The sequence below is a fragment of the Bacillus sp. EKM420B genome (genome assembly GCF_011065565.1).
Lineage (GTDB): Bacteria > Bacillota > Bacilli > Bacillales > Bacillaceae > Bacillus > Bacillus velezensis.
This window is the reverse complement of sequence record NZ_JAAMNX010000005.1, coordinates 28,173-54,445: the sequence shown is the minus strand read 5'-3', so window position 1 is coordinate 54,445 and position 26,273 is coordinate 28,173. Positions and strand designations below refer to the sequence as shown.

At 49.5% G+C, this 26,273-nt stretch carries 23 protein-coding genes; 20 read left to right on the top strand and 3 right to left on the bottom strand.

Features of this window, described 5'->3' with window-relative positions; translation table 11 throughout:
- Window positions 1-12: 12 nt before the first annotated feature.
- The 15 genes from G9F48_RS15395 (at window position 13) to cyoE (ending at window position 17,968) form a co-directional block, all read left to right on the top strand.
- The gene (locus G9F48_RS15395; RefSeq protein WP_165409741.1) at window positions 13-531 is read left to right on the top strand and encodes a DUF6884 domain-containing protein; all 519 of its coding nucleotides are present in this window, start codon (window positions 13-15) and stop codon (window positions 529-531) included.
- Window positions 532-767: 236 nt separating this feature from the next.
- A complete protein-coding gene (acoA, locus tag G9F48_RS15390; protein WP_165409740.1) occupies window positions 768-1,769 on the top strand; it encodes an acetoin:2,6-dichlorophenolindophenol oxidoreductase subunit alpha in 1,002 nt (333 codons plus the stop codon).
- Between the two features lies 1 nt (window position 1,770).
- The gene (acoB, locus tag G9F48_RS15385; RefSeq protein WP_146276348.1) at window positions 1,771-2,799 is read left to right on the top strand and encodes an acetoin:2,6-dichlorophenolindophenol oxidoreductase subunit beta; all 1,029 of its coding nucleotides are present in this window, start codon (window positions 1,771-1,773) and stop codon (window positions 2,797-2,799) included.
- 14 nt (window positions 2,800-2,813) lie between these two features.
- Window positions 2,814-4,007, top strand: coding sequence for a dihydrolipoamide acetyltransferase family protein (locus G9F48_RS15380; protein WP_071391441.1), 1,194 nt, complete (start codon window positions 2,814-2,816; stop codon window positions 4,005-4,007).
- A gap of 14 nt (window positions 4,008-4,021) precedes the next feature.
- Entirely contained in the window at window positions 4,022-5,401 is a 1,380-nt protein-coding gene (gene lpdA, locus G9F48_RS15375; RefSeq protein WP_165409739.1) for a dihydrolipoyl dehydrogenase, read from the top strand.
- A gap of 106 nt (window positions 5,402-5,507) precedes the next feature.
- On the top strand, window positions 5,508-7,316 hold the full coding sequence (locus tag G9F48_RS15370) for a sigma-54-dependent Fis family transcriptional regulator (protein ID WP_165409738.1): 1,809 nt from the start codon (window positions 5,508-5,510) through the stop codon (window positions 7,314-7,316).
- Window positions 7,317-7,381: 65 nt separating this feature from the next.
- Entirely contained in the window at window positions 7,382-7,564 is a 183-nt protein-coding gene (locus G9F48_RS15365; protein WP_003155535.1) for an H-type small acid-soluble spore protein, read from the top strand.
- A 170-nt stretch (window positions 7,565-7,734) separates the two neighbouring features.
- Window positions 7,735-9,084 (top strand): maltose-6'-phosphate glucosidase, encoded by a 1,350-nt coding sequence (gene glvA / locus G9F48_RS15360; RefSeq protein ID WP_003155532.1) that lies wholly within the window; start codon window positions 7,735-7,737, stop codon window positions 9,082-9,084.
- A 68-nt stretch (window positions 9,085-9,152) separates the two neighbouring features.
- A complete protein-coding gene (locus tag G9F48_RS15355) occupies window positions 9,153-9,914 on the top strand; it encodes a MurR/RpiR family transcriptional regulator (protein ID WP_165409737.1) in 762 nt (253 codons plus the stop codon).
- A gap of 16 nt (window positions 9,915-9,930) precedes the next feature.
- A complete protein-coding gene (locus tag G9F48_RS15350) occupies window positions 9,931-11,517 on the top strand; it encodes an alpha-glucoside-specific PTS transporter subunit IIBC (protein ID WP_015388532.1) in 1,587 nt (528 codons plus the stop codon).
- 137 nt (window positions 11,518-11,654) lie between these two features.
- On the top strand, window positions 11,655-13,388 hold the full coding sequence (locus G9F48_RS15345; RefSeq protein ID WP_165409736.1) for an ABC transporter ATP-binding protein: 1,734 nt from the start codon (window positions 11,655-11,657) through the stop codon (window positions 13,386-13,388).
- Complete coding sequence (locus G9F48_RS15340) at window positions 13,369-15,186, top strand: ABC transporter ATP-binding protein (protein WP_165409735.1); 1,818 nt, start codon at window positions 13,369-13,371, stop codon at window positions 15,184-15,186. Before G9F48_RS15345 ends, G9F48_RS15340 begins: the two co-directional genes overlap by 20 nt.
- Window positions 15,187-15,352: 166 nt before the next feature.
- Window positions 15,353-15,757 carry a DoxX family protein gene (locus G9F48_RS15335; protein WP_014304646.1) on the top strand — a complete coding sequence of 135 codons (405 nt, stop codon included), beginning with the start codon at window positions 15,353-15,355 and terminating at the stop codon, window positions 15,755-15,757.
- Between the two features lie 16 nt (window positions 15,758-15,773).
- Window positions 15,774-16,631: a VOC family protein gene (locus G9F48_RS15330; RefSeq protein WP_070081514.1), complete on the top strand. Its 858-nt coding sequence runs from the start codon at window positions 15,774-15,776 to the stop codon at window positions 16,629-16,631.
- Between the two features lie 389 nt (window positions 16,632-17,020).
- Window positions 17,021-17,968: a heme o synthase gene (gene cyoE / locus G9F48_RS15325; RefSeq protein ID WP_165409734.1), complete on the top strand. Its 948-nt coding sequence runs from the start codon at window positions 17,021-17,023 to the stop codon at window positions 17,966-17,968.
- A gap of 37 nt (window positions 17,969-18,005) precedes the next feature.
- Here cyoE and G9F48_RS15320 read toward each other — a convergent pair whose 3' ends face one another.
- Window positions 18,006-18,557 carry a PadR family transcriptional regulator gene (locus G9F48_RS15320; RefSeq protein WP_012117104.1) on the bottom strand — a complete coding sequence of 184 codons (552 nt, stop codon included), beginning with the start codon at window positions 18,555-18,557 and terminating at the stop codon, window positions 18,006-18,008.
- A 233-nt stretch (window positions 18,558-18,790) separates the two neighbouring features.
- Here G9F48_RS15320 and G9F48_RS15315 point away from each other — a divergent pair, with 233 nt between their 5' ends.
- From G9F48_RS15315 to bstA, 5 genes are all read left to right on the top strand, one after another.
- Complete coding sequence (locus G9F48_RS15315; RefSeq protein WP_071391447.1) at window positions 18,791-19,393, top strand: NAD(P)H-dependent oxidoreductase; 603 nt, start codon at window positions 18,791-18,793, stop codon at window positions 19,391-19,393.
- Window positions 19,384-20,472, top strand: a complete 1,089-nt coding sequence (locus G9F48_RS15310) for an acyltransferase family protein (protein ID WP_165409733.1) — start codon at window positions 19,384-19,386, stop codon at window positions 20,470-20,472. The genes G9F48_RS15315 and G9F48_RS15310 overlap by 10 nt, the downstream gene beginning before the upstream one ends.
- A gap of 255 nt (window positions 20,473-20,727) precedes the next feature.
- The gene (locus tag G9F48_RS15305) at window positions 20,728-23,139 is read left to right on the top strand and encodes a PEP/pyruvate-binding domain-containing protein (RefSeq protein WP_165409732.1); all 2,412 of its coding nucleotides are present in this window, start codon (window positions 20,728-20,730) and stop codon (window positions 23,137-23,139) included.
- Window positions 23,140-23,161: 22 nt separating this feature from the next.
- Entirely contained in the window at window positions 23,162-23,434 is a 273-nt protein-coding gene (locus tag G9F48_RS15300) for a ribonuclease inhibitor Barstar (RefSeq protein WP_156736103.1), read from the top strand.
- Between the two features lie 25 nt (window positions 23,435-23,459).
- Complete coding sequence (gene bstA, locus G9F48_RS15295) at window positions 23,460-24,002, top strand: bacillithiol transferase BstA (RefSeq protein WP_165409731.1); 543 nt, start codon at window positions 23,460-23,462, stop codon at window positions 24,000-24,002.
- On the opposite strand, the gene G9F48_RS15290 is transcribed toward bstA, so the two are convergent.
- Window positions 23,962-25,554, bottom strand: a complete 1,593-nt coding sequence (locus G9F48_RS15290) for an MFS transporter (protein WP_165409730.1) — start codon at window positions 25,552-25,554, stop codon at window positions 23,962-23,964. The genes bstA and G9F48_RS15290 overlap by 41 nt on opposite strands.
- A gap of 108 nt (window positions 25,555-25,662) precedes the next feature.
- Complete coding sequence (locus tag G9F48_RS15285; protein ID WP_165409729.1) at window positions 25,663-26,145, bottom strand: MarR family transcriptional regulator; 483 nt, start codon at window positions 26,143-26,145, stop codon at window positions 25,663-25,665.
- Between the last annotated feature and the right edge of the window lie 128 nt (window positions 26,146-26,273).

Below are 26,273 nucleotides of genomic sequence, written 5' to 3'. Positions count from 1 at the left end.
GGGGAGAGAAAAATGAAACGACTGTGCATCATCCCCTGCGGCAAGAAAAAAATTTGGGATGTCCATTCAGATACAGGGCCGGTAAGGGCGGAAGACGCTTATCTCAGCCCGTTTCATCAGGCGTGCGAGCGATATGCGAAAGCATTTTTCGATGAGTGGGTGATTTTGTCGGCGAAGCACGGATTCCTTCGTCCGGATGATACTGTTCCCGGAAATTACGATGTCACTTTTGGAACCGGTCATCCGGAGATCATGGCAGCGGAGGAGCTGCGCCGTCAATTTCATGAAAAAGGCTTTTCCGACGTCGAAGAGCTTGTCATGCTTGGCGGGAAAAAATACCGAAGCGTTCTAAACGCCGTCATCGGAGAGCATCAGCATATCACCTGGCCTCTGTCATCGTATAAAGGCATTGGTTACATGCTTCAAGCACTGAATCGGGCTGTTGAAGAAAAGGATGAACTGCAGCGCGTGGATATGAAAAAAAGAGTGCAACCACTCAAACGCCGTGATAGACTGTATGCGGAAGAATGAAGCAATAAAAGATTTCCGAGGAAATAAATACGTCGATCATTGTCAAAGACAGGGTGATGCCCGGTCTTTTTTGTATGCCATAAAACGAGACAAAGGGAACAGATCGAGACAAAATGAGACACCTGTCTCAAACTGTCTCCATTGTAAAAATAAAAACATTCATTTTACGGGCTTCAAAGGCTGGCATGCTTCTTGCATTTATAAGTGTGAACCCTAAATAGAAGGAGGCGCACAAAATGGAATTGTTAAAACGAGAAGGCTTGTCATTAACTGAGGAAAAAGCGCTGTGGATGTACCAAAAGATGCTGGAAATCAGGGGCTTTGAAGACAAAGTGCATGAACTTTTCGCGCAAGGAGTGCTTCCCGGATTCGTCCATTTGTATGCCGGTGAAGAAGCGGTAGCTGCGGGGGTGTGCGCTCATTTAGATGATGGCGACAGCATTACAAGCACACACAGGGGACATGGCCATTGTATCGCCAAAGGCTGTGATCTGGACGGCATGATGGCGGAAATATTCGGAAAAGCGACCGGACTGTGTAAAGGCAAAGGCGGTTCTATGCACATTGCGGATCTTGATAAAGGCATGTTAGGCGCAAATGGAATCGTCGGGGGCGGATTCACGCTCGCATGCGGATCAGCGCTCACGGCTAAATATAAACAAACTAAAAATGTAAGCGTTTGCTTTTTCGGGGACGGAGCCAATAACCAAGGCACCTTCCATGAAGGGCTGAACTTAGCGGCAGTATGGAACCTTCCTGTCGTGTTCATCGCCGAAAACAACGGCTACGGCGAAGCCACGACATTTGAGTACGCGTCAGCCTGTGATTCAATCGCCGATCGGGCGGCTGCCTACAACATGCCTGGGGTCACGGTGGACGGAAAAGATATTTTAGCAGTTTATCAGGCGGCCGGGGAAGCGATAGAAAGAGCAAGAAACGGCGGAGGCCCGTCTTTGATTGAATGTATGACTTACCGAAACTACGGCCATTTCGAAGGCGATGCCCAAACTTATAAAACAAAGGATGAAAAGACTGAGCATCTTGAAGGAAAGGATGCCATCCAAGGCTTTAAAAACTATCTTCTAAAAGAAACAGATGCAAATAAATTGTCAGACATCGAACAGCGAGTCAGCGAATCGATTGAAAAAGCCGTCTCGTTCAGCGAAAAGAGTCCGTATCCGAAAGAGTCAGAGCTGTTGACAGACGTCTACGTGTCATATGAAAAAGGGGGAATGTGAGATGGCGAGAGTCATAAGCATGTCGGACGCGATCAATGAAGCAATGAAGCTTGCGATGAGAAGAGATGAAAATGTGCTTTTAATCGGTGAGGATGTCGCCGGGGGAGCGGCGGTCGATCATTTACAAGATGATGAGGCATGGGGCGGTGTACTCGGGGTCACAAAGGGTCTCGTACAGGAATTCGGGCGCAGCCGAGTACTGGATACACCGATTTCTGAGGCGGGCTATATGGGTGCGGCCATGGCTGCGGCATCCACGGGGCTGAGACCGATTGCCGAGCTGATGTTTAACGATTTTATCGGAACATGCTTTGACCAAGTGATCAACCAAGGGGCGAAATTCCGCTATATGTTCGGCGGTAAAGCGCAAGTGCCGATCACCGTCCGCACCACATACGGAGCCGGGTTCCGGGCAGCGGCTCAGCATTCGCAGGCGCTGTATGGCCTGTTCACCAGCATCCCGGGTCTGAAGACGGTTGTGCCGTCCAATCCGTATGACGCCAAAGGTTTGCTGCTGGCGGCAATAGAAGACAATGATCCGGTATTCTTTTTTGAAGACAAAACGTCCTACAGCATGAAGGGCGAGGTGCCGGAAGATTATTATACAATTCCGCTCGGAAAAGCGGATATCAAACGCGAAGGCAGCGACATCACGCTGTTTGCGGTCGGCAAGCAGGTTAATACCGCGCTTGAAGCGGCTGCACAGCTTTCTGAGAAAGGCATCGACGCCGAGGTGCTTGACCCCCGGAGTCTGTCTCCTTTAGATGAGGAAGCGATTTTCACATCGCTAGAAAAAACAAATCGGCTGATCATCATTGACGAAGCCAATCCGCGCTGCAGCATCGCCACGGATATTGCTGCGATTGTCGCCGATAAGGGCTTTGATTTGCTTGATGCGCCGATTAAGCGGATTACAGCGCCGCATACACCGGTGCCGTTTTCGCCGGTGCTTGAAGATCAATATTTGCCGACACCAGACCAAATTGTCAGCGTCACGCTTGAATTGCTTGGCGAGCCGGCAATGAATTAAAGGAGGGATATAGAATGGCTGTAAAAGTAGTAATGCCGAAGCTTGGAATGGCGATGAAGAAAGGTGAAGTATCCGTCTGGAATAAAAAAGTCGGCGACCCGGTTGAAAAGGGAGAAAGCATCGCCAGCATCAACTCGGAAAAAATAGAAATGGAAATAGAAGCGCCTGAAAGCGGCACGCTTCTTCACATTAAAGTCAAAGAGGGAGAAGGAGTCCCCCCGGGAACGCCCATCTGTTATATCGGGGAAAACGGCGAAGAAGTGCGGGAGAAGGAGGCGCCGGCTCCTGAAAATGCAGGGAAACCGCAAGCTGAACCTGAACATATACCCGCTCCCAAAGCCGGGCAAAAGCGTAAACACCGCGTGAAAATATCTCCCGTTGCCCGAAAAATGGCGGAGAAAGCCGGGTTGAAAGTTGATACGCTGAACGGGACGGGTCCCGGAGGCCGAATTGTAAAAGCTGACGTCATCAAGGCGATGAAGACGGAAGCTGAACCGCAGTCTTCGGTTCAGACGGCACAGCCGGAGGGAAAACCGGCTTCAGCGATGAGAAAAGTGATTGCAGACCGAATGCACAAAAGCCTGCAAAACAGCGCCCAGCTGACGCTGACGATGAAAGCGGACATTACGGAGCTTGTAAAATGGCAGCAGCAGCTCGCCGACAGCGCGAAAAAGCGGAGCGGTGTTAAACTGACGGTCACACATTTCGTATCCCGGGCCGCGGTGCTTGCGCTGAAACAGCATCCTGAGCTGAACAGCTCTTATCAAGAGGAGCGGATCATCACCTATCCATATGTCCACCTCGGGATGGCGGTTTCTCTTGAAAACGGTCTCGTCGTGCCGGTGATCCGGGATGCGGAAAAGCTTTCATTCCTTGAGCTTGCGGATCACATCAGCACATCGGCACGCCGGGCGCGGGAAGGCAATGCTTCCGGAGATGACCTGCACGGATCGACATTTTCTATTACAAATCTCGGGGGTTACGGAATTGAGCATTTCACCCCGATTCTTAATCCGCCTGAAGCCGGTATTCTCGGAGTGGGCGCAAGCTATGAAACGCCGGCGTTTAAAGGAGATGAGCTTGTCAAAAGCACCATGCTGCCGCTGAGCCTTACCTTTGATCACAGAGTATGTGACGGCGCCCCGGCTGCGGACTTCCTGAAAACGGTCAAAGCGCTGCTTGAAGAGCCTGCCGGTTTGATTTTATAGAGAGAGGTGAAAAAATGAAACTAGCCATTATCGGCGGCGGGCCGGCCGGATATGCAGCTGCCGTGACTGCCGCGCGGAGGGGAGCAGAAGTCGTTCTGATCGACAAAGGGCCGCTCGGAGGCACTTGTCTCAATGAGGGGTGCATCCCGACAAAGTCGCTTTTGGAAAGTGCGAATGTGCTCGATAAAATCAGGCACGCAAATACATTCGGCATCGAACTGCCGCAAAACATTACACTCAATTGGAACCGCATGCAGGGGCGCAAACGGCAAATCGTCAGCCAGCTCGTGCAGGGAATTCAATACTTAATGAAAGCAAATCAGATTAAAGTCATCAGCGGGACAGCTTCATTTCTCACAGAGCAGACATTGCTTGTTGAAGGAGAAGGAGGCGCAAAAGACATTCTGGAAGCGGATCGGATATTGATTGCATCCGGATCTGAACCGGCGGAGCTGCCGTTTGCCCCATTTGACGGCGATTGGGTGATCGACAGCAAAGATGCGCTTTCTTTACAGCAAATCCCTTCGTCTCTGCTCATTGTCGGGGGAGGTGTGATCGGCTGCGAATTTGCCTCTTTATTCAGCCGGTTTAAAACGAAAGTGACGGTGATTGAATCGGCTGACCGGCTGCTCCCGGCAGAAGACGGGGAAATCGCCGCCGCTTTCGAAGACTCTTTAAGAGACAGCGGGGCTGATATTCAGACAAAAGCCGCCCTTCAGCGGATTGACAAAGAAAGGAAAACCGCCGTGTGGACAAAAGACGGAAAAGAAATTGAGGCTCAGGCTGATCACATTTTGGTTGCAATCGGCAGAAAGCCGCGTTTGCAAGGGGTGAATTTGGATCAAGCCGGCATCCGGTATTCTCCGCGCGGGATTGAAGTCAATGACCATATGCAGACCAATGTGCCTCATATATATGCGTGCGGCGATGCGGCCGGAGGAATGCAGCTCGCGCATGCCGCCATTCATGAAGGAATCACAGCCGCCGCGCATGCCTCGGGAAAGGACAGCAAAGTCAATATGCGGGCGGTGCCCCGCTGTATTTATACATCGCCCGAAATGGCAGCTGTCGGGCTGACGGAAACACAGGCGAGAGAGACATACGGAGATGTGAAAATCGGAGAATGCTCATTTTCTGCTAACGGAAAAGCGTTAATTAAGCATCAGCACGGCGGCAAAATGAAAATCATTGCCGAACCGGAATTCGGAGAAATCGTCGGCGTGTCAATGATCGGGCCGGACGTGACGGAATTGATCGGTCAGGCGGTCATGATGATGAACGGTGAAATGACGGCGGATATGTCGGAGCACTTTATCGCGGCGCATCCGACTCTGTCAGAAACGCTTCAGGAAGCCCTGCTGAATGTCACAGGACTTGCGGTGCATTCCGTATAACCGGAATACCCTTTCTCAGATGAGAAGGGGTATTTTTCGTTGAAAGCGCTTTACTTTTCCCCTACAATATATGAAAAGATGGTCTGAACAGGGGGGAGCAAATACAATGAATGTCATTCGGAATGATTTTAAAACCTGGAAGCGTTTTGTGAAAGAAGGCGTGCTCGATGAATCCCGTATTCAGAAGCGGGTGGCCGCTTCATGGCACCGCTGCAAAAAAGCCGACGTCAACCCGTATCTAGAAAAGGGACCGAATGTAATGCCGGCAGATCATTTAGAAAGGCAGGCCGAAAAGCATGCGTTATTTTTAGCGGCCTCAACGCCGCACGCAGAAAGAATGAAAACGGCGATGCGGGAAATGGAAATGATGGTTCTCCTGATTGATTCAGACGGCGTTGTCCATTCAGTTGACGGCCATCCGCGCACCATTCATGAAGCGAACCGCATCAATTTCTTAAAAGGCGCCCGCTGGACGGAAACGGCCGTCGGCACGAATGCGATCGGGACGGCTCTTTATACAAATGAACCGGTCATGATACACGGCTCTGAACATTATTCGCTCGCTTCTCATCAATGGAGCTGTTCCGCCGCGCCCATCCGTTATGAAGACGGGCGGATGGCGGGTGTCATTGATATTTCCTGCCCCGCCGCCCGCGCTCAGCCTTTTATGCTCGGAATTGCCTCCTCCATCGCTTATACGGCGGAACGGGAGCTTGCCCTAAAGATCAAAATGACAGAACTTGACATGATCAGCAAATTCGCCGGGCTTACCCGGTCTCACGATCCGATCGTGCTTTGCAATGAAATGAGCCGGGTTATCGCCGCAAGCCGTCCCGTTCAGCATTTTACCGGACATATGCTGCGCGAGCTTGAGGAACAGGGCTATCACATCAAGCAGACGAAGCGGGAGGAGAACGGCTTCACATGCATTTACTTATCCAAACGAGAAGAAAAGCCGTCGTTTATATTTCATGGTGCGGCAGGCAAAAGCCCGTCATCCCGACATATGCTCCAGCAGCTGGAGCTAGTCGCCCGAACGGACGCAACCGTTTGTCTTACGGGAGAAACCGGGACGGGAAAGGAGGTTGCCGCCCGGGCGATTCATAACAACAGCTTCAGGAAAAACGGCCCGTTTATCGCTGTCAACTGCGGCGCGGTCCCCGAAAAGCTGATTGAAAGCGAACTGTTCGGCTACTCGGAAGGCGCCTTCACCGGGGCCAAACGGAAAGGACATAACGGCGCTTTGCAAAAAGCGGATAAAGGCACGCTTTTCCTCGATGAAATCGGAGAAATATCACACTCCATGCAGGTCGCTCTGTTACGGGTGCTGCAGGAACGGAAAGTCACCCCGGTCGGCGGGACAAAAGAGATTCCCGTTGACATCAGAATCATCACTGCCACCCACACTGATCTGAGACAGCTTGTCGAATGCAAAAAGCTGAGAGAAGATTTATTTTACCGGCTTCACGTCTGTCCGATCCACCTCCCTCCATTAAGAGAACGCACCGAAGACATTCCCGGCCTCTTCCTTGAATTTCAGCGAAATCGCGGCTGGCGGGGGGAGCTTCCTGATGACTTTTTAGACCTATTAAAGAGCCGGAAATGGCCGGGGAATATCAGGGAATTGTTTAATGTATTTGAACGTCTTTCCGTCATGTTCCCGGACGGACGGCTGTCAGGGCGCCCCATTGCAGCCCTGCTTGAAGCGTCAGGTCTTAAAGAGGCGGCCGAGTCTTATGAACAGGAAGAAGCGTCCCCTGTCTCCATCCGGGAGCACATTCAGAAAAACATCATCGTAAACGCGCTTGAATCAGCGAAGGGGAATGTTACACAGGCCGCCAAAATGGCCGGAATCCCGCGGAGCACGTTTTACAAACGCCTCAAAAAATTCAAACTCACCGCCGGACAATTGTAAGAAACAAGCATACTTCTCTTGGCTGCCGGACACGTTATGTGTGAGGCCTAAAGGAGGTTTGAGACGTGAATACACAGCGTGCGAAAGACATTTCGGAATCCGCCGCCATGGCGTATGTGACGTATGAAGGAGTTCCGATTTATATTCAGCATGTCAACGAAGACAAGGAAACAGCCAGGATTTTTCCGATCGGAAATCCACAATTTGAGCAGGAAGTGCTGCTTTCTGATTTACAAGAGCATTTTTGAGAAGGGGTCTGCTGATGACAGCAGGCCTTTTTCGTACCTGTGGGAACTTTCCCGCTTTTTGAGAAAAATAACTAAAAATGATCAAATGATCTAACTCCTCCAAACCCGGTACAGATCGGAGCTTCTCATGATATAAATAAAATGTAAACGTTATCAGAGGAGGGCTTCACATGACAGACAAATCATTCTCAATCGTTATTGCAGGCGGCGGCAGCACATTTACCCCCGGAATTGTATTAATGCTTTTAAATCACCTGGAAGAGTTTCCGATCAGAAAGCTGAAACTTTATGACAATGATAAAGAAAGGCAGGAGCGGATTGCGGGTGCGTGTGAGGTATTCATAAAAGAAAAAGCGCCGGACATTGAATTTTTGGCGACTGATGACCCAGAGACGGCTTTTACGGATGTTGACTTCGTCATGGCGCATATCCGCGTCGGAAAATATGCGATGCGCGCGCTCGATGAACAAATCCCGCTGAAGTACGGCGTGGTCGGCCAGGAAACATGCGGGCCGGGCGGAATCGCATACGGCATGCGCTCTATCGGCGGTGTTCTGGAGATTCTTGATTATATGGAAACGTACTCGCCTGACGCATGGATGCTGAATTACTCCAATCCGGCGGCGATTGTGGCCGAAGCTACACGGCGCCTCAGACCGAATTCAAAAATATTGAACATCTGCGACATGCCGGTCGGAATTGAGGATCGCATGGCGAACATCCTCGGATTATCTTCACGAAAAGAAATGAACGTCCGTTACTACGGCTTGAACCACTTTGGCTGGTGGACGTCCATCACCGATCGAGAGGGCAATGATTTAATGCCGAAGCTGAAAGAGCATGTCCGTGAATACGGCTACGTTCCGAAGACGGAGGCTGAACAGACTGAAGCAAGCTGGAATGACACATTCAAAAAAGCGCGCGACGTACAGGCGGCTGATCCGGATACGCTTCCGAACACATATCTGCAATATTACTTATTTCCGGATGATATGGTAAAAAAATCAAATCCGAACCATACGAGAGCCAACGAAGTCATGGAAGGGCGGGAAGCTTTCATTTTCAGCCAATGCGATATGATTACGCGCGAACAATCGTCGGAGAACAGTGAAATTAAAATTGATGATCATGCTTCCTATATCGTCGATCTTGCCCGGGCCATCGCTTATAACACAGGGGAGAGAATGCTGTTAATCGTTGAAAATAACGGCGCGATCGCAAACTTTGATCCGTCAGCCATGGTTGAGATTCCTTGTCTCGTAGGTTCAAACGGACCGGAACCGCTCTCAGTCGGGAACATACCGCAATTTCAAAAAGGCCTGATGGAACAGCAGGTGTCTGTCGAAAAACTGACGGCTGAAGCGTGGGAAGAGCGGTCATTTCAAAAGCTGTGGCAGGCGCTGATCCTGTCAAAAACAGTGCCGAATGCCCGTGTGGCAAGACTGATTCTTGAAGATCTGATGGAGGCTAATAAGGACTACTGGCCTGAGCTTGATGTAAGCCCGTCTCCTATTTCCTGATGACAATCTTCCCCGTTTTCTTTATCTGTTATTCTATATAATAGAAAGAAAACGGGGGGATTTTTGGGATGCGTCTTGAAGAACTGGTTAATCAGCATTACGCGAAATTAAATGACAACGATTTTTATATTTTAAAATATATATTGAATCATAAGCATACGTGCTACCATCTCGGTATAAATGACATGGCGAAAGCCTGCAATGTCTCTCGGTCTTCCATCCTGCGGCTCGCCCAAAAACTGGGCTTCAGCGGCTATAGTGAATTCCGTGTTTTTCTGAAATGGGAGGATCAGCCTGAAGAGGGCGAGAATATGACGTTTGAAAAGCTGCTGGATGATATTGAAGCCAATGTAAAATACGTGAAGTCAAAAGATATGACGGAGATGTGCCGGCTGATAGATGAAGCAAAACGGATTTTCGTTTACGGATCGGGGACGGCTCAGAGGGTGTGCGCCCGTGAGCTGCAGCGGATGTTTGTATCCCGGCGGAAGTATCTGATTTTAATTCAGGACATCACAGAGTTTGATATCATGTGTGATGATTTTAAGGTTGATGACGTATTCATCATTATTTCTTTATCAGGCGAAACACCCGAATTAATTCCGCAGGTAAGGACCCTGTCCGCAAAGGGAGTTCCGTTTATTTCAATCACCAATCTGAAAAACAACGTCCTGGCGCAAACGACGCCGTATAATCTTTATGCGACCAGCAAGCCGGTGACGTTAAGCGATAAAACGGAAATCGTCGCATTTGCCCCGTTTTTTCTGGTGGGCGAAGCGTTATTCCGTGCATATGTTGATTATAAAGAGCTCGAAAATTTTGATAAATAGCGGGAGGTCACGTGAAATGATGCAAAAAGTCCAGCGCTTCGGCAGCGCGATGTTTGTGCCTGTTTTATTATTTGCATTTTCCGGTATTATTGTCGGTCTGAGCACGCTGTTTAAAAATAAAACGCTGATGGGGCCGCTGGCTGATCCTGACGGGCTTTGGTATCAATGCTGGTACGTCATTGAACAGGGCGGCTGGACCGTCTTTAATCAGATGCCGCTCCTGTTTGCGATCGGCATACCTGTCGCCTTAGCGAAAAAAGCGCAGGCGCGGGCTTGTTTGGAAGCGCTTACAGTTTATCTGACATTCAATTACTTTATCAATGCGATTCTGACGGTTTGGGGCGGGGCTTTTCATGTCGATATGACTCAGGAAGCCGGCGGAACGAGCGGGCTGACGATGATCGCCGGGATCAAAACGCTTGATACGAATATTATCGGCGCCATCTTTATTTCATCTATTGTCGTGTATTTGCACAATCGTTATTTTGATAAAAAACTGCCGGATTTTCTGGGGATTTTTCAAGGCTCTTCCTACATCGTTATCATTTCTTTCTTCATTATGATACCGATTTCACTTGCGGTGGCATACGTATGGCCGATGGTTCAGTCCGGAATCGGCTCGCTGCAAAGTTTTCTCGTTTCTTCCGGGGCGATCGGCGTGTGGATTTACACATTCCTGGAGCGGATTTTAATTCCGACCGGCCTGCATCATTTTATTTACTCGCCGTTTATTTACGGTCCGGCTGTGGCTGAAGGCGGTATCGTCACCTATTGGGCCCAGCATCTCGGGGAATACTCTCAAAGCGTCAAACCGCTGAAAGAATTGTTCCCGCAGGGGGGCTTCGCGCTTCACGGCAACTCGAAAATCTTCGGCATTCCGGGAATCGCGCTCGCTTTTTACGCCACGGCTTCAAAGGAAAAGAAAAAAATCGTCGCCGGCCTTTTGATCCCGGTCACCTTGACGTCCATTGTCGCGGGAATTACAGAGCCGATTGAATTTACATTCCTTTTTATCTCGCCGTTTTTATTTGCGGTTCATGCTTTGCTTGCCGCTTCCATGGCAACCGTCATGTATATGGCCGGCGTCGTCGGAAATATGGGAGGCGGTTTGATCGAAGCTGCGACCTTGAACTGGATCCCGCTGGCGTCAAGCCACGGCTTGACGTATGTATACCAGATCATCATCGGGCTGTGTTTTACCGCTGTTTACTTTTTCGTCTTCCGTTTCCTCATTCTCAAATTTAACATCGCCACACCGGGCAGAGAAAAAGAGGAAGGGCAGGAAACAAAGCTCTATTCGAAAAAGGAGTACAGAGAACGGAAGCAGGCTTCAAAAGAAACAGCGGCGGCAGACGAAACACAGCGGGATACAGCCGCTTTGTATATTGAAGCGCTGGGCGGAAAGGACAATATTACGGAGGTCACCAATTGCGCCACCCGTCTCCGCGTCACTGTCGCTGATGAATCAAAGGTCAAAAGTGACGCCGATTTCAGAGAGCTGGGAGCCCACGGCGTCGTCAGAAAAGGCAGGGCGCTTCAGGTCATTGTCGGATTAGGCGTTCCGCAAATGCGGGAGCGCATTGAACAGCAATTGGATCAATAAGGTCAAAACCTTCCCCTCCCCGGGAAGGTTTTATCTTTTTCGCTGATTATTGAAAAAACGGCACACCAAATTTCTTTATTCATTTGCCGGAAAGGCATAAAATAATAATATTGAACAAAGGATTTGGAGGCTTACACATGTCAAAGGCTTTATCATATGTAAAACCGTATTCCCTTTTGGCGGGAATCGCTCTGTTTTTCATGCTCATCGAGCTTGCGGTAGAGCTGATACAGCCCCTGCTGATCGGGAAAATCATTGACGAAGGAATTTTAAAGCAGGATCTCGGTACGGTTTGGCTGTGGGGCGGTGTGATGATCGGACTGACCGCTGTTTCATTCGCATCGGGAATTTTAAATTCATTCTACTCCGCCCACATCAGCCAGAGCTATGCGTATGATACGCGAAAAGGGCTTTTTCAAAAAATTCAATCCTTCTCTTATTCGACGTTTGCGCAATTCTCATCCACATCGTTTATCACCCGGCTGACAAACGATGTGACACAGGTCCAGAATATGCTTTTCATGAGTCTCCGGTTTATGCTTCGTGCGCCGTTAATGATCGCGGGCGGCATTATTCTCTCGCTGACCGTCAATGCGAAACTCGGGTTTTTTCTGCTGATCACGGTGCCGATTTTGCTTTTGTTTTTGCTGTGGGTGCTGAAAAGAGGCGGCGCGCTGTTTCGGTCTGTGCAAAAGCGGCTTGATCAGGTCAACACGATCATGCAGGAAAACCTGACGGCGATCAAACTGATTAAAGCGCTCCTCCGTGCAAACCACGAAGTGAAACGTTTTTTGAAATCGAATACGAAGCTGATGGAAAAAACGGTCTCCGCTTTTCGTCTCGTGGAAGCTGCGATGCCGATTTTAATGCTGCTGATGAACAGCTGCATTTTGTTTATCTTATGGTTCGGCGCCAAAAGCATTGCTCAGGGCGGAGCGCAGGTCGGCGATGTCGTTTCCGTCATTAACTATGCGACGCGGATTACAGGCGCGCTGTCCGTCCTGCCATTTCTCATTATGGTATTTTCCCGGGCGAAGGCTTCCGGAGAAAGAATCGGCGAGGTGCTGGAAACAGAAGGCGGCGAGGGAACGGGGCACGACCCGGCACGGGCGCTTGCAGGCGGGATTGAGTTTCGCGAAGTGTCCTTCCGCTATCCGGACATGGAAAAAGACGCGCTGCATCACGTGTCCTTTTCTGCCAGCCCGAGAGAAACGGTTGCCATTATGGGCGCGACAGGTTCAGGGAAATCAACGCTTTTTCAGCTGATTCCGCGCCTGTACACGGCTGATTCGGGCAGTATTTTCATAGACGGCAAACCGATCGGTGAATTCTCCGCTTGCGGGCTGCGCAGGGAAATCGGCTATGTGCCGCAGGAAGTGCTTCTGTTTTCGGGCACAATCCGTGAAAATATCGCCTGGGGACGGGAGGATGCTTCACTAGATGAAGTAATGGAAGCAGCCACAGACGCGCAAATCCATGACACGATTATGAAGCTGTCAAACGGGTACGACACGGTGCTGGGACAGCGGGGCGTCAATTTGTCAGGCGGGCAGAAGCAGCGGATTTCCATCGCGCGCGCTTTTATCAGAAAGCCGTCCCTCCTGCTGTTAGATGACAGTACGAGCGCGCTCGATCTTCAAACGGAAGCGAAGCTTTTACAAGCGATCAGATCCTATGAATGCACGACACTGATTATTACGCAGAAAATAACAACCGCGATGAAGGCTGACACCATCTTATTGCTTGAAGACGGCGAACTGCTGGCAAAAGGCACGCACAAAGAGCTGATGGCACAGTCTCATCTGTACCGGCAGATTTATGAATCACAATTCGGAAAGGAGGGAGCTGACAGTGGAGAAAGACATTCGTAAACCTTTCCGATATCCGAAAATACCGCTCAAACCAAATGAAGGCGGCAGAAAACGCGCGAAAGCAAAAGATACAAAAGGCACGCTGCGCAGAATCTGGTCGTATGTAGCCGAGAAAAAAGGGCTTTTAACCCTTGTGATTATCATGGTAGTCATAAGCGCCATATTCGGCCTGCTCGGACCGTTCGTCATCGGGAAAGCAATTGATCATTTTATCGTCGGACGGACGACGGACGGATTGGCGGGGGTGCTGTTCATGCTGTTTGGGATTTACCTCGTGCAATCATTGTCCTTATGGTTTCAAAACTATTGGATGATCAATATTTCGCAAAGCACCGTGTTTAAAATGCGGAGCGAGCTGTTTACCTATCTGCATGAGCTGCCGATACCGTTTTTTGATAAACAGCGGCTCGGGGACTTGATGAGCCGGGTCACCAATGATATCGAAAATGTCAGCTCCACTTTAAATACATCCGTCATTCAAGTGCTGTCGAGCGTTATTACATTCGTCGGCACAATCGCCGTCATGCTGTACATGAGTCCGCTTTTAACATTGATCACGCTTTTGATTATTCCGATCATGCTTTTGAGCATTAAATGGATCACCAATCGTACGGGACTCCTGTTTAAGCAGCAGCAGAAAAACCTCGGCGAGCTGAACGGTTTTATTGAAGAGTCGATATCAGGAGCGAAGGTCATTAAAGCCTATTCGAGGGAAGACCGCGTCATGGAGCAATTTTTAGAAAAAAACGCGGCGTTACAATCATCAGGGTTTTGGGCGCAGACAATTTCGGGATTCATTCCGAAAGTCATGAACTCTTTAAACAATTTAAGCTTTACGATTATAGCGGCGGTCGGCGGGCTGTTTGCGCTGAAGGGGTGGATTTCGATCGGTTCCATCGTCGTATTCGCAGAATACTCGCGGCAGTTCACGCGCCCTTTAAATGATTTAGCCAATCAGTTCAATACGATGTTATCGGCCATCGCCGGGGCTGAACGGGTGTTTGACGTGCTGGATGAAAAAGAGGAGCGGGAAGATGAAGAGCATGCGACGCACCAGCCGATCAAAACGGGAGAGATTGAATTCCGAGATGTCTCCTTCGGCTATCAGGAAGACAGCCTGATCTTAAAACATCTGTCCTTCAGCGTTCCGAAAGGACAGTCAATCGCCTTCGTCGGACCGACCGGAGCGGGTAAAACGACCGTTACGAGCCTGATCGCCCGCTTTTACGAGCCGAATAACGGGAAAATCCTCATCGACGGAACGGACATCAAAAAACTGACGAGATCCAGTCTGAGAAAAAACATGGGGTTTGTCCTGCAGGATTCCTTTCTCTTTCAGGGCACCATCAGGGAAAATATCCGTTACGGCCGTCTGGATGCATCTGATCAAGAGGTGGAGGCAGCCGCAAAAGCCGCCAATGCCCACGGATTCATCGAACGGCTCCCGAAAGGCTACGATACCGTCCTTACCCAAAACGGCGCGGGCATCAGCCAAGGACAAAAACAGCTTATTTCCATCGCGAGAGCTGTGCTGGCGGACCCGGTGCTGCTCATTTTGGATGAAGCGACGAGCAACATTGATACGGTGACGGAAGTGAAAATACAAGAAGCGCTCGGCCGTTTAATGGCGGGCAGAACAAGCGTCATCATCGCTCACAGGCTGAACACGATTCAAAAAGCCGATCAGATTCTTGTGCTGAAAGACGGCGAAATGACTGAAAAAGGAACCCATGCCGAACTGCTCAGCCAGAACGGGTTTTACCGGGAATTATATGAAAGCCAGTTCCGGGAATCATAGATAGGGAAAAAGACCTCCGACAGAGTGCGGAGGTCTTTTTTTGCGAAGACAAATAGTACTTTTAAGTTATTTTCGTTAAATGTAACAAAATTACTTGACGTAAATAAGTTATGTATATATACTAGCTTACATAAAGTAAGTGATAATAATTTTCAAGGAGGATTTTATGAATAAATCATTCGAAACAGGAACACTGCTTTTAAGGGTTGTAACAGGTATTATCTTTTTTGTTCACGGTTTATCCAAGTTTCAAGGGTTGGAAGGAACTACGCAATTTTTCCAGAGCATCGGGCTTCCGGCCTTTATGGTCTACGTCATCGCGACGATTGAGCTTGTCGGCGGGGTTCTGATCTTTTTCGGTTTGGCGACGCGCATAATCGGCGTACTGTTTGCCCTCACATTAGTCGGCGCCATCTTCACGGCGAAGCTTTCCTCACCATTTATGGGCGGATCGGAATTTGATTTCATCTTACTGGTTGCGTCAATTCACTTAGCGCTTTCAGGAAGCCGACTGCTTTCATTGGATCAGCTCCTTTTCAAATCAAAAAAGGGAGAAACTTTTTCAGCATAAGAAAGAAGGCGTTCAAATGACCGGCATTCATCAAGATACGGCAATCGGTTATGTCAAATTGACCATTAAAAATATGGAACGGTCGCTCGGCTTTTACCAAAATGTGATCGGCCTTCAAGTCATCTCGCAAACCGATCGTTCCGCAGAACTGTCAGCAGACGGAAAACGCGTCCTGCTGGTGCTTGAAGAAAATCCAAGCGCCGTCGTTCTGCCGGAGCGGTCTGTCACCGGCCTTTACCATTTCGCGATACTTCTGCCTGACCGGAAAGAACTCGGCATCGCATTGGCCAGGCTGATTGAAAACGGCATCGCGCTCGGTCAGGGGGATCACGCAGTCAGTGAGGCTCTTTACCTGTCTGATCCGGACGGCAACGGCATTGAAATATACGCCGATCGTCCCCGCAGCACGTGGCGCCGGGATGCGGAGGGCAATTATGTCATGCAAACGGCGCCCGTCGATGTGGACGGGCTTTTGGAAGAAGCCGGAGCTGAACGGAAAAGCCGTCTCCCGGAAGGAACCGTAATCGGTCACATCCATCTTCATGTGACGGATTTACAGGAAGCCAAAGCGTTTTACACCGATATCCTCGGTTTTGACATTGTAGGCAATTACGCGGGCATGTCCGCTCTGTTTGTTTCGGCGGGAGGGTATCACCATCACATCGGTCTGAATATATGGGCCGGAAAACATGCGCCGCCGAAACCGGGAAATGCAAGCGGGCTGGATTATTACACCATCGCGCTGCCGCATCAAAAAGAGCTGTCACGTGTGACAAAAGCGCTGACCGATGCCGGCTTTGAGATCGAAGAAAAAGAAGAGGGCGTATTCGTCAAAGACCCTGTATCAGGGGCGGATATCGCATTTACACTGTAAGAAACAAACCCTTGCCGTCTCACCGGCAAGGGTTTTTATTTTTCTGAAGTTTCCTTGGAAAGCACGGAAAAGAAGAACGCGATTTGCAATATACACCCGGCTTTTGTGTGACTGAAGAGAGCGAACATCTCAGTGAGGCGCAAAAATGACGCGTGGAGCCTGCCATCGCCGGCCCGAACTCAGGGCATCCGCTGGATTGAAAATGGGTGTCCGTTCGGCGGATGAGGGAGCTGTATGGGCAGACTTTGAATAGAAAAAGGGAAAAGCCGCATCCGGTCACAAGATTGGCTTTTCATATACAATTTACAATTGTGTGAAAAATGCCCAAAATAAATTGTGCTTCCTGATTCTTCCTGATATGATAAGCCGAAAAAGGAGAACCTCCACAAATGAATTCAAATGCAGCACAGACGGAACAGTCTATGAAGCATAACGGAAACCGGATGACGGTCAAGGACTTTATCATTCTTGCCAAACCGGGGATTATCATCTCAAATTCACTCGCCGCATTGGGCGGATTTTGGATCGCATGGCTTCAGTCGGAAAGGACGGGCGGAGGGCCCGGTATATTTGCCGCCATGGCGGTTGCCATGATCGGAACGGCGTTAGTCATGGCGTCAAGCACTGTTTTTAATAACTTCTTTGATCGCGGCATGGACGCAAAGATGGCGCGAACCCGCACCCGCGCCAGCGTCACGGGAAGAATACCGCCGACGGTCATGATCCTGTACGGCACATGTCTCGGCGCATGCGGATTCATCATGCTTGCTTCGCTTAATGTACTGACCGCCGTTCTTGGCTTGCTTGCATTTTTGCTGTATGCCGTCGTTTATACGCTTTGGTTTAAAAGACAATCCGTCTGGAGCACATTTGTCGGCAGCTTTCCCGGGGCGGCTCCGCCTTTAATCGGTTATTGCGCGCTGGCCGGGTACATTGATATGCCCGCGATTTTGTTATACGCGATTATGTTTTTGTGGCAGCCGCCGCATTTCTGGGCGATCGGAATCAGGCGAAAGGAAGAGTATCGTGCCGCCGGCATTCCGCTTTTGCCGATCATAAAAGGCAATCGCGTCACAAAAATAAAAATGCTGCGCTATATCGCCGTTTTGACTGCGGTTTCGCTGCTCGTTCCTCTTTATATAGACGTCAGCCCGTTTTATACCGCGTCCGCTCTCCTGCTCGGAGCCATCTGGCTGTACCGGAGCATCAAAGGCTTTCAGGCGGCGGATGACACGCAATGGTCGAAGGGGATGTTTTTTTATTCGATTGTTTATTTCAGTCTGCTTTTTCTTATTTTAATGGCTGATTCGTTTATCAATGTGATTCTCAGAACGTAAACAGGCGGCCTGCAGATACAGAGCCGCCCCGTTTTGTTTATGCTTTTTTGATGAGAGCCAAAATATCTTCAAGCCAGGAAATATAATTCCGTTCCCGCTCAAGCGCTTTTGTCAGCACGAGATAATGGCCGAAATCAGGAGAAGAAAATGAATCCGCCTCCGCGGACGATGTCATCAGTTCTTGATAACTGTTTTCCAGATCGGACAATTTCTCCTTACGCTTTACGAGCTGATCGGTGAATAGCTCATCCGCTTCTTCCTGCGTCAAAGCTGAGATGAAATAAGCCTTCAGCATAAATTCATCCTTCACCGTTTCCGGAATCGGGTCTTTTTTCGTCAGCCAGGCAGCAAGCTCCAGCTCTCCCTTGTCAGTCAGCGTGTACATTTTTTTCTCAAGCTTCGTTCCTTGAATCGCAGTGCGAAACGTAATAAATCCCTCAGCCGTCAGTTTTTTTAATTCCGGATAAATCTGGCTGTGCTTTGCGCTCCAAAACTGGCCGAGCTCTTCCTTAAAATAGCTCGATATATCATATCCGCTCAATTCGCCTTTTCGCAAAAGCCCTAAAATCGCGTACTTTAAAATTCTCATGTTGTCCTCCAAGCCCATTCATTTGACAGCTAGTATACCATACGGCCGCTCAAAAACGCAGAAGCGCCGGATGCTTATCATTGAATCCGCGGCGCCAAAATCAGCAAAAATATGCAGAAAGGGGTTATCGAAACGGCAGCAGAACTGGAAAAAGCCTTTCTCGTGTCTTTGCCTCATTCATATGACATCATGATATAATCATTGTAAAAATTAATAAATACTGGGAGGGACATATGAAGACGGTGATTGTGTATGCAAACCCGGATGAGAACAGTTTCAATGCGGCTCTCGTAAAATACGTCGCCATGGCTTTAAAGGACAGCGGCCAAAGCTATACGGTCATTGACTTATACGCCGATCAATTTGATCCCGTGCTGAAGTACGGCGGCGAAAAAAAGCGCTCCGACATGAATCGGGACGCTGAAACGAAGAAATACCGGAAACTGATGAAAGAAGCGGATCATCTCATTTTCATCTACCCGCTGTGGTGGGGAGGCGTTCCGGCGATTATGAAAGGCTTTTTTGACAGAGTGCTTGTCGCCGGAGAAGCCTACACATATGAAAACGGCCGCGTAAAAGGACTGCTCCGGGCAGAGACGGCACAGGTCTTTTATACGGCGGACTCCCCGGGCTGGTACTTAAAGTGGTTCCGGAAAAACTCGGATTGGATTACGCTGAAAAAAGGCATTCTGCAATTTTGCGGCATTCAAAAAGCCGAGCGGAACCTTTTTTCTGTCGTCAGAACGAGCACACCCGAACTGCGGGAAAAATGGCTGCGCCAAGCATACGCCAAAGTCCGGCGCGCTTGTGAAAAAGGAGCGGCCGCATGCAGATAAAAGAAATTTTCGGAATTCGCTGCCTGTCCTGTTTAAGTGTCGTTCTGCTTCACGTGGTGTCAATGGTGCTGATGATTCAGGAAGAGTCCTTAGCCAGTGCCGCCCATACGGTTGATGCTTTTCGGACCCTGTTGATGTTCAGCACGCCGGCGTTTATCTTTATTTCGGAATTTCTGCTTGCCAGGTCATACCCGAAAGGCGTTCCAGCGGGTTTTTTAAAGAAAAGGGGCAAAGTCATTTTCGTGCCGTTTCTGTTTATTGCCGCGGTGGATGCCATTTTAATGAAAAGCGTGGCGGAAGAAGGAGCCGGATTCGTTTCAGTGATCGGTAAATTTTTAGAAAATGTGTTTTTAGGAAACTTCATCGGCTACTTCATTCTTGTGATCTTTCAATTTTACATTCTCCATATGCTGCTGCACCGCTGGCTGAACAACACATCTCCCGTATGGGTGCTGTCTGTTTCGTTTATCATCAACGCCGTCTATCTGGCTTACTTTTCGATCTTTCATCCGCCGGCATCATCGGGGCTTGATTCTATTTTTCCGTTCTTTTGGGTTCCGTTTCCGGGCTGGGTGTTTTATTTCTGTCTGGCATTTTATTGCGGAAAGGAATATCCGCGTTTTTTATCGCTCATCAATCAGTACCGTTATGCGGTTTACTTCAGTGCGGCCGTATCGGCAATATTGATTGTGGCCGTTTCATATATCAGCGGCGGCTCCATTTCCTCTAAGCGTCCGGATATTATGATTTACGCGGTCAGTATGATCTTTCTGTGTTTTCATCTGTTTTCAAAGCTCAAAAAAGTGCCCGCGATTGTGATGATGATCAGCAACTATTCGTTTTCAATCTATCTGCTGCACTCCTACTTTTTAATCAGCGGATATCTTCTGGAAGGCTATTTGCGGTCAATGCCTTTAGCGGCTGCCATCCTTCTTTTATTTTTGATCTGCACGTTCGGTCCCATTTTCGTATCTTGGGGGTGCAACCATTTCAGATACGGATACCTGTTTGTCGGGAAAGTGTATCAGCCGAAGCAGACCAAAAGAAATACGGCGGCGCATCAAGGCCGCACAGTCTGAAAAAAAGGCGGCGTTTCGGCCGCCTTTTTGATACGGGTCCGCTTTATCCGGCACGAGGACGGATAGTTGTACATCCTGCATACAAAGCCCCCGCCTGCGGCTGTTTTGAGGGATGCATTTATGACAAAATAACGCCATCGTTTTTCTCCCTTGTGAAGACCGATATATTGTATACTTATAGGAAATACTTTCAAAAAAAGTGAAAAAGAGAAAACTGTGAGCTTGGATGAACGACTAAAAAGGAGCGGGGACATTATGAATGACTGTGTCAAAACATTCGGAGAACTTCCGGCCGAACTTTATTCCTTTGCGGGAGGAAAAGGAAGCATTCTCTCTAAAATGTATCAAAGCGGGTACCCTGTGCCTGAAGGGTTTGTGATTTTGCCGTCAGCCTTTCAGGACGGACAGCTCCGCCATCAGGCGAGAGAGGCTGTTGATCAATATGTGAATTCCATCCGCAGCCGCCATGCAGCTGCGTTGTTTGCCGTACGCTCATCCGCGCTGAGCGAGGATTCCGCTCAGGCTTCCTTTGCCGGAGAATTCGATACGGTGTTGAATGTCAGAACAGATCAAGACATGTCCAGGGCGATTGATGAAGTCCGCCGGTCGGTACAGTCAGAAAGAGTAAAAGCGTACAGCGCCGTTCAGGGAATGGAAGATGAGCATGAAATCGCAATCGTCATCCAGCTGATGATACCGTCTGAGATATCCGGAGTGCTGTTTACCGCAGATCCGATTACGGGGAGCAGGCGGGAGATGACAGGCAATTACGTCTACGGTCTCGGGGAGCAGCTCGTTTCCGGGGAAGCCGATGCCTATTCTTTTAAACTGGCACGGCCCAAGAAAAAATATGACGGCCCCGGGGAATTTCGCAAATATGCGTCAAAGCTCTATAAACTGGCGAAAAAGCTGGAAAAAGATCTTGGAGGGCCGCAGGATATTGAATGGGCCGCCGCGGGCGGGACATTGTATATTCTTCAATCCCGCCCGATTACGACCTTACAAGCCGGAAATCTGGAAACCTATGAATGGAATGATTCTTTCAGCGGTGATTTTTTATGGACAAACACCAATATAGGAGAAGCGATTCCCGATGTGATGACGCCGCTGACATGGTCGCTCCTCCGGAATCTGGATGAAGAGTCGGGCATCATTCCGGGCTATTATGTCTGGTCCGGCAATATTTGCGGCAGAGCCTATAACAATATGAGCCAGCCTCTTTCCGTTCTCGCCGCTTTCGGTCTGAATCCGAAAGGCGGAAAAATTGGAAAAATGATGAGCGATACATTGGGAGAAATCCCGGCGGAAATGAAGATTCCTTTATATCCGTTCTCAAAGTATGAACTTTTGAAGATCATCCCGAAAAAACTGAAACCGTATCTGTCGAAAATGAAGCAAGCGAAAAAAAACATGTCCTCCTACTTGGACGAATCGCCGGAGTGGTGCCGGAATATTGAGGAAAAGCTGAAACGCGCCGAAACGGAGCGGGCATTATTAGCGATATGGAACAATGAGATCTATCCGTATTTATGCAACGCGTGGTTTGCGTTAATATCCGGCGGGCGTGATTCTGCGCAATCCTCTTCGTCGTTAACCTCTCAATTAACAAAACTCGCAGGCATAGAAGATGCGAATCTCCTGCTTTCCAATCTGAGGGGAAAAGGCGGACTGGCCAGCCTGGAGCCGATTATCGGCATTGATCAAGTCATGAAAGGCCGTATGAGCGAGGAAGAATATCTCAGGAACCAAGGCCACCGTGGTCCGCATGAATACGAACTTTCCATACCGCATCCGGGAGAAAACCGGGATTGGCTGACGAAGCAGATCAAAGAACACAAGGAGTCGGGTATTGATGCCGAACAACTGCTTTTGAAACAGCAGCGGGCGCATGAACAGGCCTTCCGAAGATTTGAAAAAAAGTTTCCTCATAAGGTCAAATGGCTCAAAGCCAAAATGGAAAAAGCGTCAGAATACGCGAATATGAGAGAAACAACCAGATCCGAATTTGTCAGGGTGTACCGGACAGCCAGAGCATTCGCGCTCAGAGCGGCGGAAATGACCGGCATGAAGGACGATATTTTCTTTCTGTATCTGCATGAAATAACCGATCTGCTCGCGGGGAAAGAGCCGGCGGTTGCGTCGATTCAAGCGAGAAAGCAAAACTATGAAACCTATAAAAAACTGCCGCCGTTCCCATCCGTTATTAACGGAAGATTCAATCCGTTTAAATGGGCTGAGGATCCTGACAGAAGAGCGGATTATTACGATGCTTTTATGCCTGCGGAAACGGATGATGCGCATACTTTAAAAGGTTTCGCGGGAGCGGCCGGGAGAGTGGAGGGCATTGTCCGTGTTCTTGATGCTCCGGAAGACGGGGATTCTTTTGCGGCGGGGGAAATTTTAGTGACGTCGACAACCAATGTAGGCTGGACCCCGCTTTTTCCAAGAGCGGCTGCCATCATAACGGACGTCGGCGCCCCTTTGTCCCACGCGGCGATCGTCGCCCGGGAACTGGGGATTCCTGCCGTTGTCGGGTGCGGAAATGCAACGTCAAAACTGAAAACAGGGGACAGGGTGGCCGTTGACGGCGGGCAAGGAATCGTTCAGCTGGAACCGCGGCAGACTGCGGTCACTTCTGAAGAGGAAAATGGTAAACTGATAGAATAAAATCAAGAGAAAGGAGCCGCGCATGAATAAAGCAGTTATTAACGGGGAGCAAATCAGAAGTATGAGCGACCTGCACCAGACATTGAAAAAGGAACTTGCCCTTCCTGAGTACTACGGTGAAAACCTTGACGCTTTATGGGACTGTCTGACCGGATGGGTGGAGTACCCCCTCGTTTTAGAATGGAGACAGTTTGAACAAAGCAAGCAGTTTACAGAAAAAGGCGCCGAGAGTGTGCTTCAGGTCTTTCGTGAAGCGAAAGCGGAAGGCTGCGACATCACCATCATACTTTCATAATACGAGCAGCGGGAGAGAGACAAAAATGGAAAAACAAACCCTCAGCTATCCGATTGGAGAATATCAGCCGGCTGAATCGATTTCTGCCGGACAGAAACAAGAATGGATCAATGCGCTGGAACACGCTCCGGCCAAACTGAAACAAGCTGTCAGAGCGATGTCGGACAGTCAGCTTGATACGCCGTACCGCGAAGGGGGATGGACTGTCCGCCAAGTGGTTCACCATCTGGCGGACAGCCACATGAACGGCTATACCCGGTTTAAATTGAGCTTAACGGAGAATGAACCGGAAATCCGTCCTTATGATGAAAAAGGCTGGGCCGCTCTTCATGATTCCAAAACCGCCGCTTGCGGGGATACGCTTGAGCTGTTAACAATCCTGCACAGAAGATGGGCCGCTCTTTTGCGCTCCATGACGGAAGCTCAATTCAAACGGACATACTTCCATCCTGTATCTAAAGAGACGGTTACGCTGGAACAAGCGCTCGGGCTATATGTCTGGCACTCTGAACATCACATCGCCCATATTACTGAGCTTTCCCGGCGGATGGGCTGGCATCTGTCTTAGAGGATGCCGGCTTCCGGAAAAACGCCAAAACAGCCGCAGACACAATCGTGCATAATGAAATGACGGCGGCTGCCGTATAAAGATGGTGGTAGCCGCTGGAAATGCCCGCTTCAATCGCATCAGAAACCGCTTTTTTGACGGCGGGAACGGGGATTCGGCTTACCTGCTCCTGCAACGAAGAAAGTCCGCCGCCGATATCGGGCGTTTGCGCCTGATCAGCGGGAATGCCGCTTTTCATTAAACGGTTTTTAATGTCCTCTCCGATCCGGTCAAAGCCCGCTGTAATGAAGCCGGCATATAAAGCCGGAGCGAGCGTCAGCCCGACCTGCCTTACGAGTGACAGCGTGCCGAGCGCTGTTCCTTTGTTATGGCCCGCCGTTTCTGATACAAGCACATTCAGCGGAGCCCCGAGCAGAAATCCGAAACCGATCCCCGCAATGACACTCGCCGTGACAAATTCCCATTTATCCGTCACCCACAACGGAAACAGGCTGAAGCCCGCAAAGGCGATGGCGCCTGATACAACCGCGGAGAAGACCGGTCCTTTTTTATCCGTGACCGCCCCGCCGAGCCACGCTCCGATGCCTGACGCCAACGCAAGCGGCGTCATCCAATAACCCGCTTTCTCCGCCGATACGTGCAAATATTGCTCCGCATAAGAAGGAATAAAAATGACCGCAGCGAGCAGCCCTCCCGATAAAAATCCGATGACAAGCGTCCATTGAAACACTTTATTTTGCAGCAGCGAGTAGGCGAGAATCGGATCGCCCCCCCGGTTTTCAACCCGCTTTTCGACCTTAAGCAGCACCAGAAAGAGAAGTGCCGCTCCCAAAAGATACCCGTACACCTTTACGTCCATTATGCTTTCTGACAGCTTCGCCCCATCGAGATTCGTGATACCGATCATACAAGATAAGATCGCAAGAGACAGCAGCATTGTGCCGGCGAGGTCAAGCCGTTTCGCCTCAGGCTCTTTCGTTTCAGCGATAAACAAACCGCCGCATACAACCAAAGCGGCGGCAATCGGCAGGTTAATCAAGAACAGCCAATGCCACGTCCCGGTTACATCAAGCAAAAAGCTCCCGATATTCGGTCCGAGGACGGCCGCCATACCGTTCATCGCCCCTAAAAGCCCGAGAGCTTTCCCCTGTTTCTCCTTCGGAAGCACGGCCAGCACATGCGAACTCCCGATTATAAAAATTCCGCCGCCGCCAAGCGCCTGAATGAGCCGTGCCGCCAAAAACATCGGGAAGCTCTGACTGAGTGCGACAAGCAAAGAGCCGAGTCCGAACAGGCCGACTTCCATCATAAACAGTTTTTTCCGCCCGTATCGGTCCGACAGCTTGCCGACAATCGGCACACTGACACTGAGTCCCAATGTGTAGAGGGTCACTCCCCACGATCCCCATGAAGGAGAAACATCAAAAGAGCTGTTAATCGTCGTCAGAGCAGCGGAAATGATTCCGTTGTCCAGCGCCGCCATGAACACACCGATCGTAAAAAGAGTGATGGCCCGGCTCTGGTTTTTTTCTGTTTGCAATGGCTCCGGCATACTGATCAATCCTTCCGTTTTTAGTTCACTTCGAATATATTATTCACTTCAAGTGAATTAAATGTCAAACAAAAAAAGGCCGCCGATACCGGCAGGCCTTTTTCATCTCTATGCCTGTTTGGAAGAATCAAGCGCTCTTGCCAAAATGGCAAGTCCTTGATTGACCGTTTGTTTTTCTTCAGCGGTCAGCGTTTCCAATGAACGCTTCAATTTTACATGTCCTTTTTGATAAAGGCTGCGGAAAATATCTTTCGCGTTTTCCGTTAATTGAACGACGACTGAACGGCGGTCTTCTTCTGACGGAGCGCGTGTAATGAAACATGATTTTTCTAAACGGTCAAGCAGCCCCGTCGTATTTGAAAGAGAAGCGCCCATTTTCTCCGCTATGTCACTCACCTTAAGCGTCCCGTGGTTGTTCAGAAGCATCAGCACCTTCATTTGCGGCATGCTCATATCAAGCTTCATCCACTCCGACACATCGCCGAGTCCCGCCGAGGTCATCACTTTCATGTACAGCACCCAAATATCCCGTTCCTCACGAGAAAAAATATCGCCGCCTAATACCGTTGTATCATGCAGATTATAATCCATCGTCTCACTTCCTCATTCATACTCCTGCATACCATATTACTGATTTTAATCAGAGAAAGAAAGTTGCAGACGAGTTTTGTTTGAATGTGAGGTGGTAGTGTATAATATGTTGGAGATTATTGGGGGAA

What these genes read in the sequence shown, in the direction of transcription:
- G9F48_RS15310 (WP_165409733.1), top strand. Translation starts at nt 19,384, where the DNA reads ATGCAGATAAAAGAAATTTTCGGAATTCGCTGCCTGTCCTGTTTAAGT.
- G9F48_RS15330 (WP_070081514.1), top strand. Translation starts at nt 15,774, where the DNA reads ATGACCGGCATTCATCAAGATACGGCAATCGGTTATGTCAAATTGACC.
- lpdA (WP_165409739.1), top strand. Translation starts at nt 4,022, where the DNA reads ATGAAACTAGCCATTATCGGCGGCGGGCCGGCCGGATATGCAGCTGCC.
- G9F48_RS15380 (WP_071391441.1), top strand. Translation starts at nt 2,814, where the DNA reads ATGGCTGTAAAAGTAGTAATGCCGAAGCTTGGAATGGCGATGAAGAAA.
- G9F48_RS15335 (WP_014304646.1), top strand. Translation starts at nt 15,353, where the DNA reads ATGAATAAATCATTCGAAACAGGAACACTGCTTTTAAGGGTTGTAACA.
- G9F48_RS15370 (WP_165409738.1), top strand. Translation starts at nt 5,508, where the DNA reads ATGAATGTCATTCGGAATGATTTTAAAACCTGGAAGCGTTTTGTGAAA.
- G9F48_RS15395 (WP_165409741.1), top strand. Translation starts at nt 13, where the DNA reads ATGAAACGACTGTGCATCATCCCCTGCGGCAAGAAAAAAATTTGGGAT.
- G9F48_RS15300 (WP_156736103.1), top strand. Translation starts at nt 23,162, where the DNA reads ATGAATAAAGCAGTTATTAACGGGGAGCAAATCAGAAGTATGAGCGAC.
- G9F48_RS15305 (WP_165409732.1), top strand. Translation starts at nt 20,728, where the DNA reads ATGAATGACTGTGTCAAAACATTCGGAGAACTTCCGGCCGAACTTTAT.
- G9F48_RS15345 (WP_165409736.1), top strand. Translation starts at nt 11,655, where the DNA reads ATGTCAAAGGCTTTATCATATGTAAAACCGTATTCCCTTTTGGCGGGA.
- G9F48_RS15285 (WP_165409729.1), bottom strand. Translation starts at nt 26,145, where the DNA reads ATGGATTATAATCTGCATGATACAACGGTATTAGGCGGCGATATTTTT.
- glvA (WP_003155532.1), top strand. Translation starts at nt 7,735, where the DNA reads ATGACAGACAAATCATTCTCAATCGTTATTGCAGGCGGCGGCAGCACA.
- G9F48_RS15350 (WP_015388532.1), top strand. Translation starts at nt 9,931, where the DNA reads ATGATGCAAAAAGTCCAGCGCTTCGGCAGCGCGATGTTTGTGCCTGTT.
- G9F48_RS15355 (WP_165409737.1), top strand. Translation starts at nt 9,153, where the DNA reads ATGCGTCTTGAAGAACTGGTTAATCAGCATTACGCGAAATTAAATGAC.
- G9F48_RS15315 (WP_071391447.1), top strand. Translation starts at nt 18,791, where the DNA reads ATGAAGACGGTGATTGTGTATGCAAACCCGGATGAGAACAGTTTCAAT.
- cyoE (WP_165409734.1), top strand. Translation starts at nt 17,021, where the DNA reads ATGAATTCAAATGCAGCACAGACGGAACAGTCTATGAAGCATAACGGA.
- G9F48_RS15290 (WP_165409730.1), bottom strand. Translation starts at nt 25,554, where the DNA reads ATGCCGGAGCCATTGCAAACAGAAAAAAACCAGAGCCGGGCCATCACT.
- bstA (WP_165409731.1), top strand. Translation starts at nt 23,460, where the DNA reads ATGGAAAAACAAACCCTCAGCTATCCGATTGGAGAATATCAGCCGGCT.
- acoB (WP_146276348.1), top strand. Translation starts at nt 1,771, where the DNA reads ATGGCGAGAGTCATAAGCATGTCGGACGCGATCAATGAAGCAATGAAG.
- G9F48_RS15320 (WP_012117104.1), bottom strand. Translation starts at nt 18,557, where the DNA reads ATGAGAATTTTAAAGTACGCGATTTTAGGGCTTTTGCGAAAAGGCGAA.
- acoA (WP_165409740.1), top strand. Translation starts at nt 768, where the DNA reads ATGGAATTGTTAAAACGAGAAGGCTTGTCATTAACTGAGGAAAAAGCG.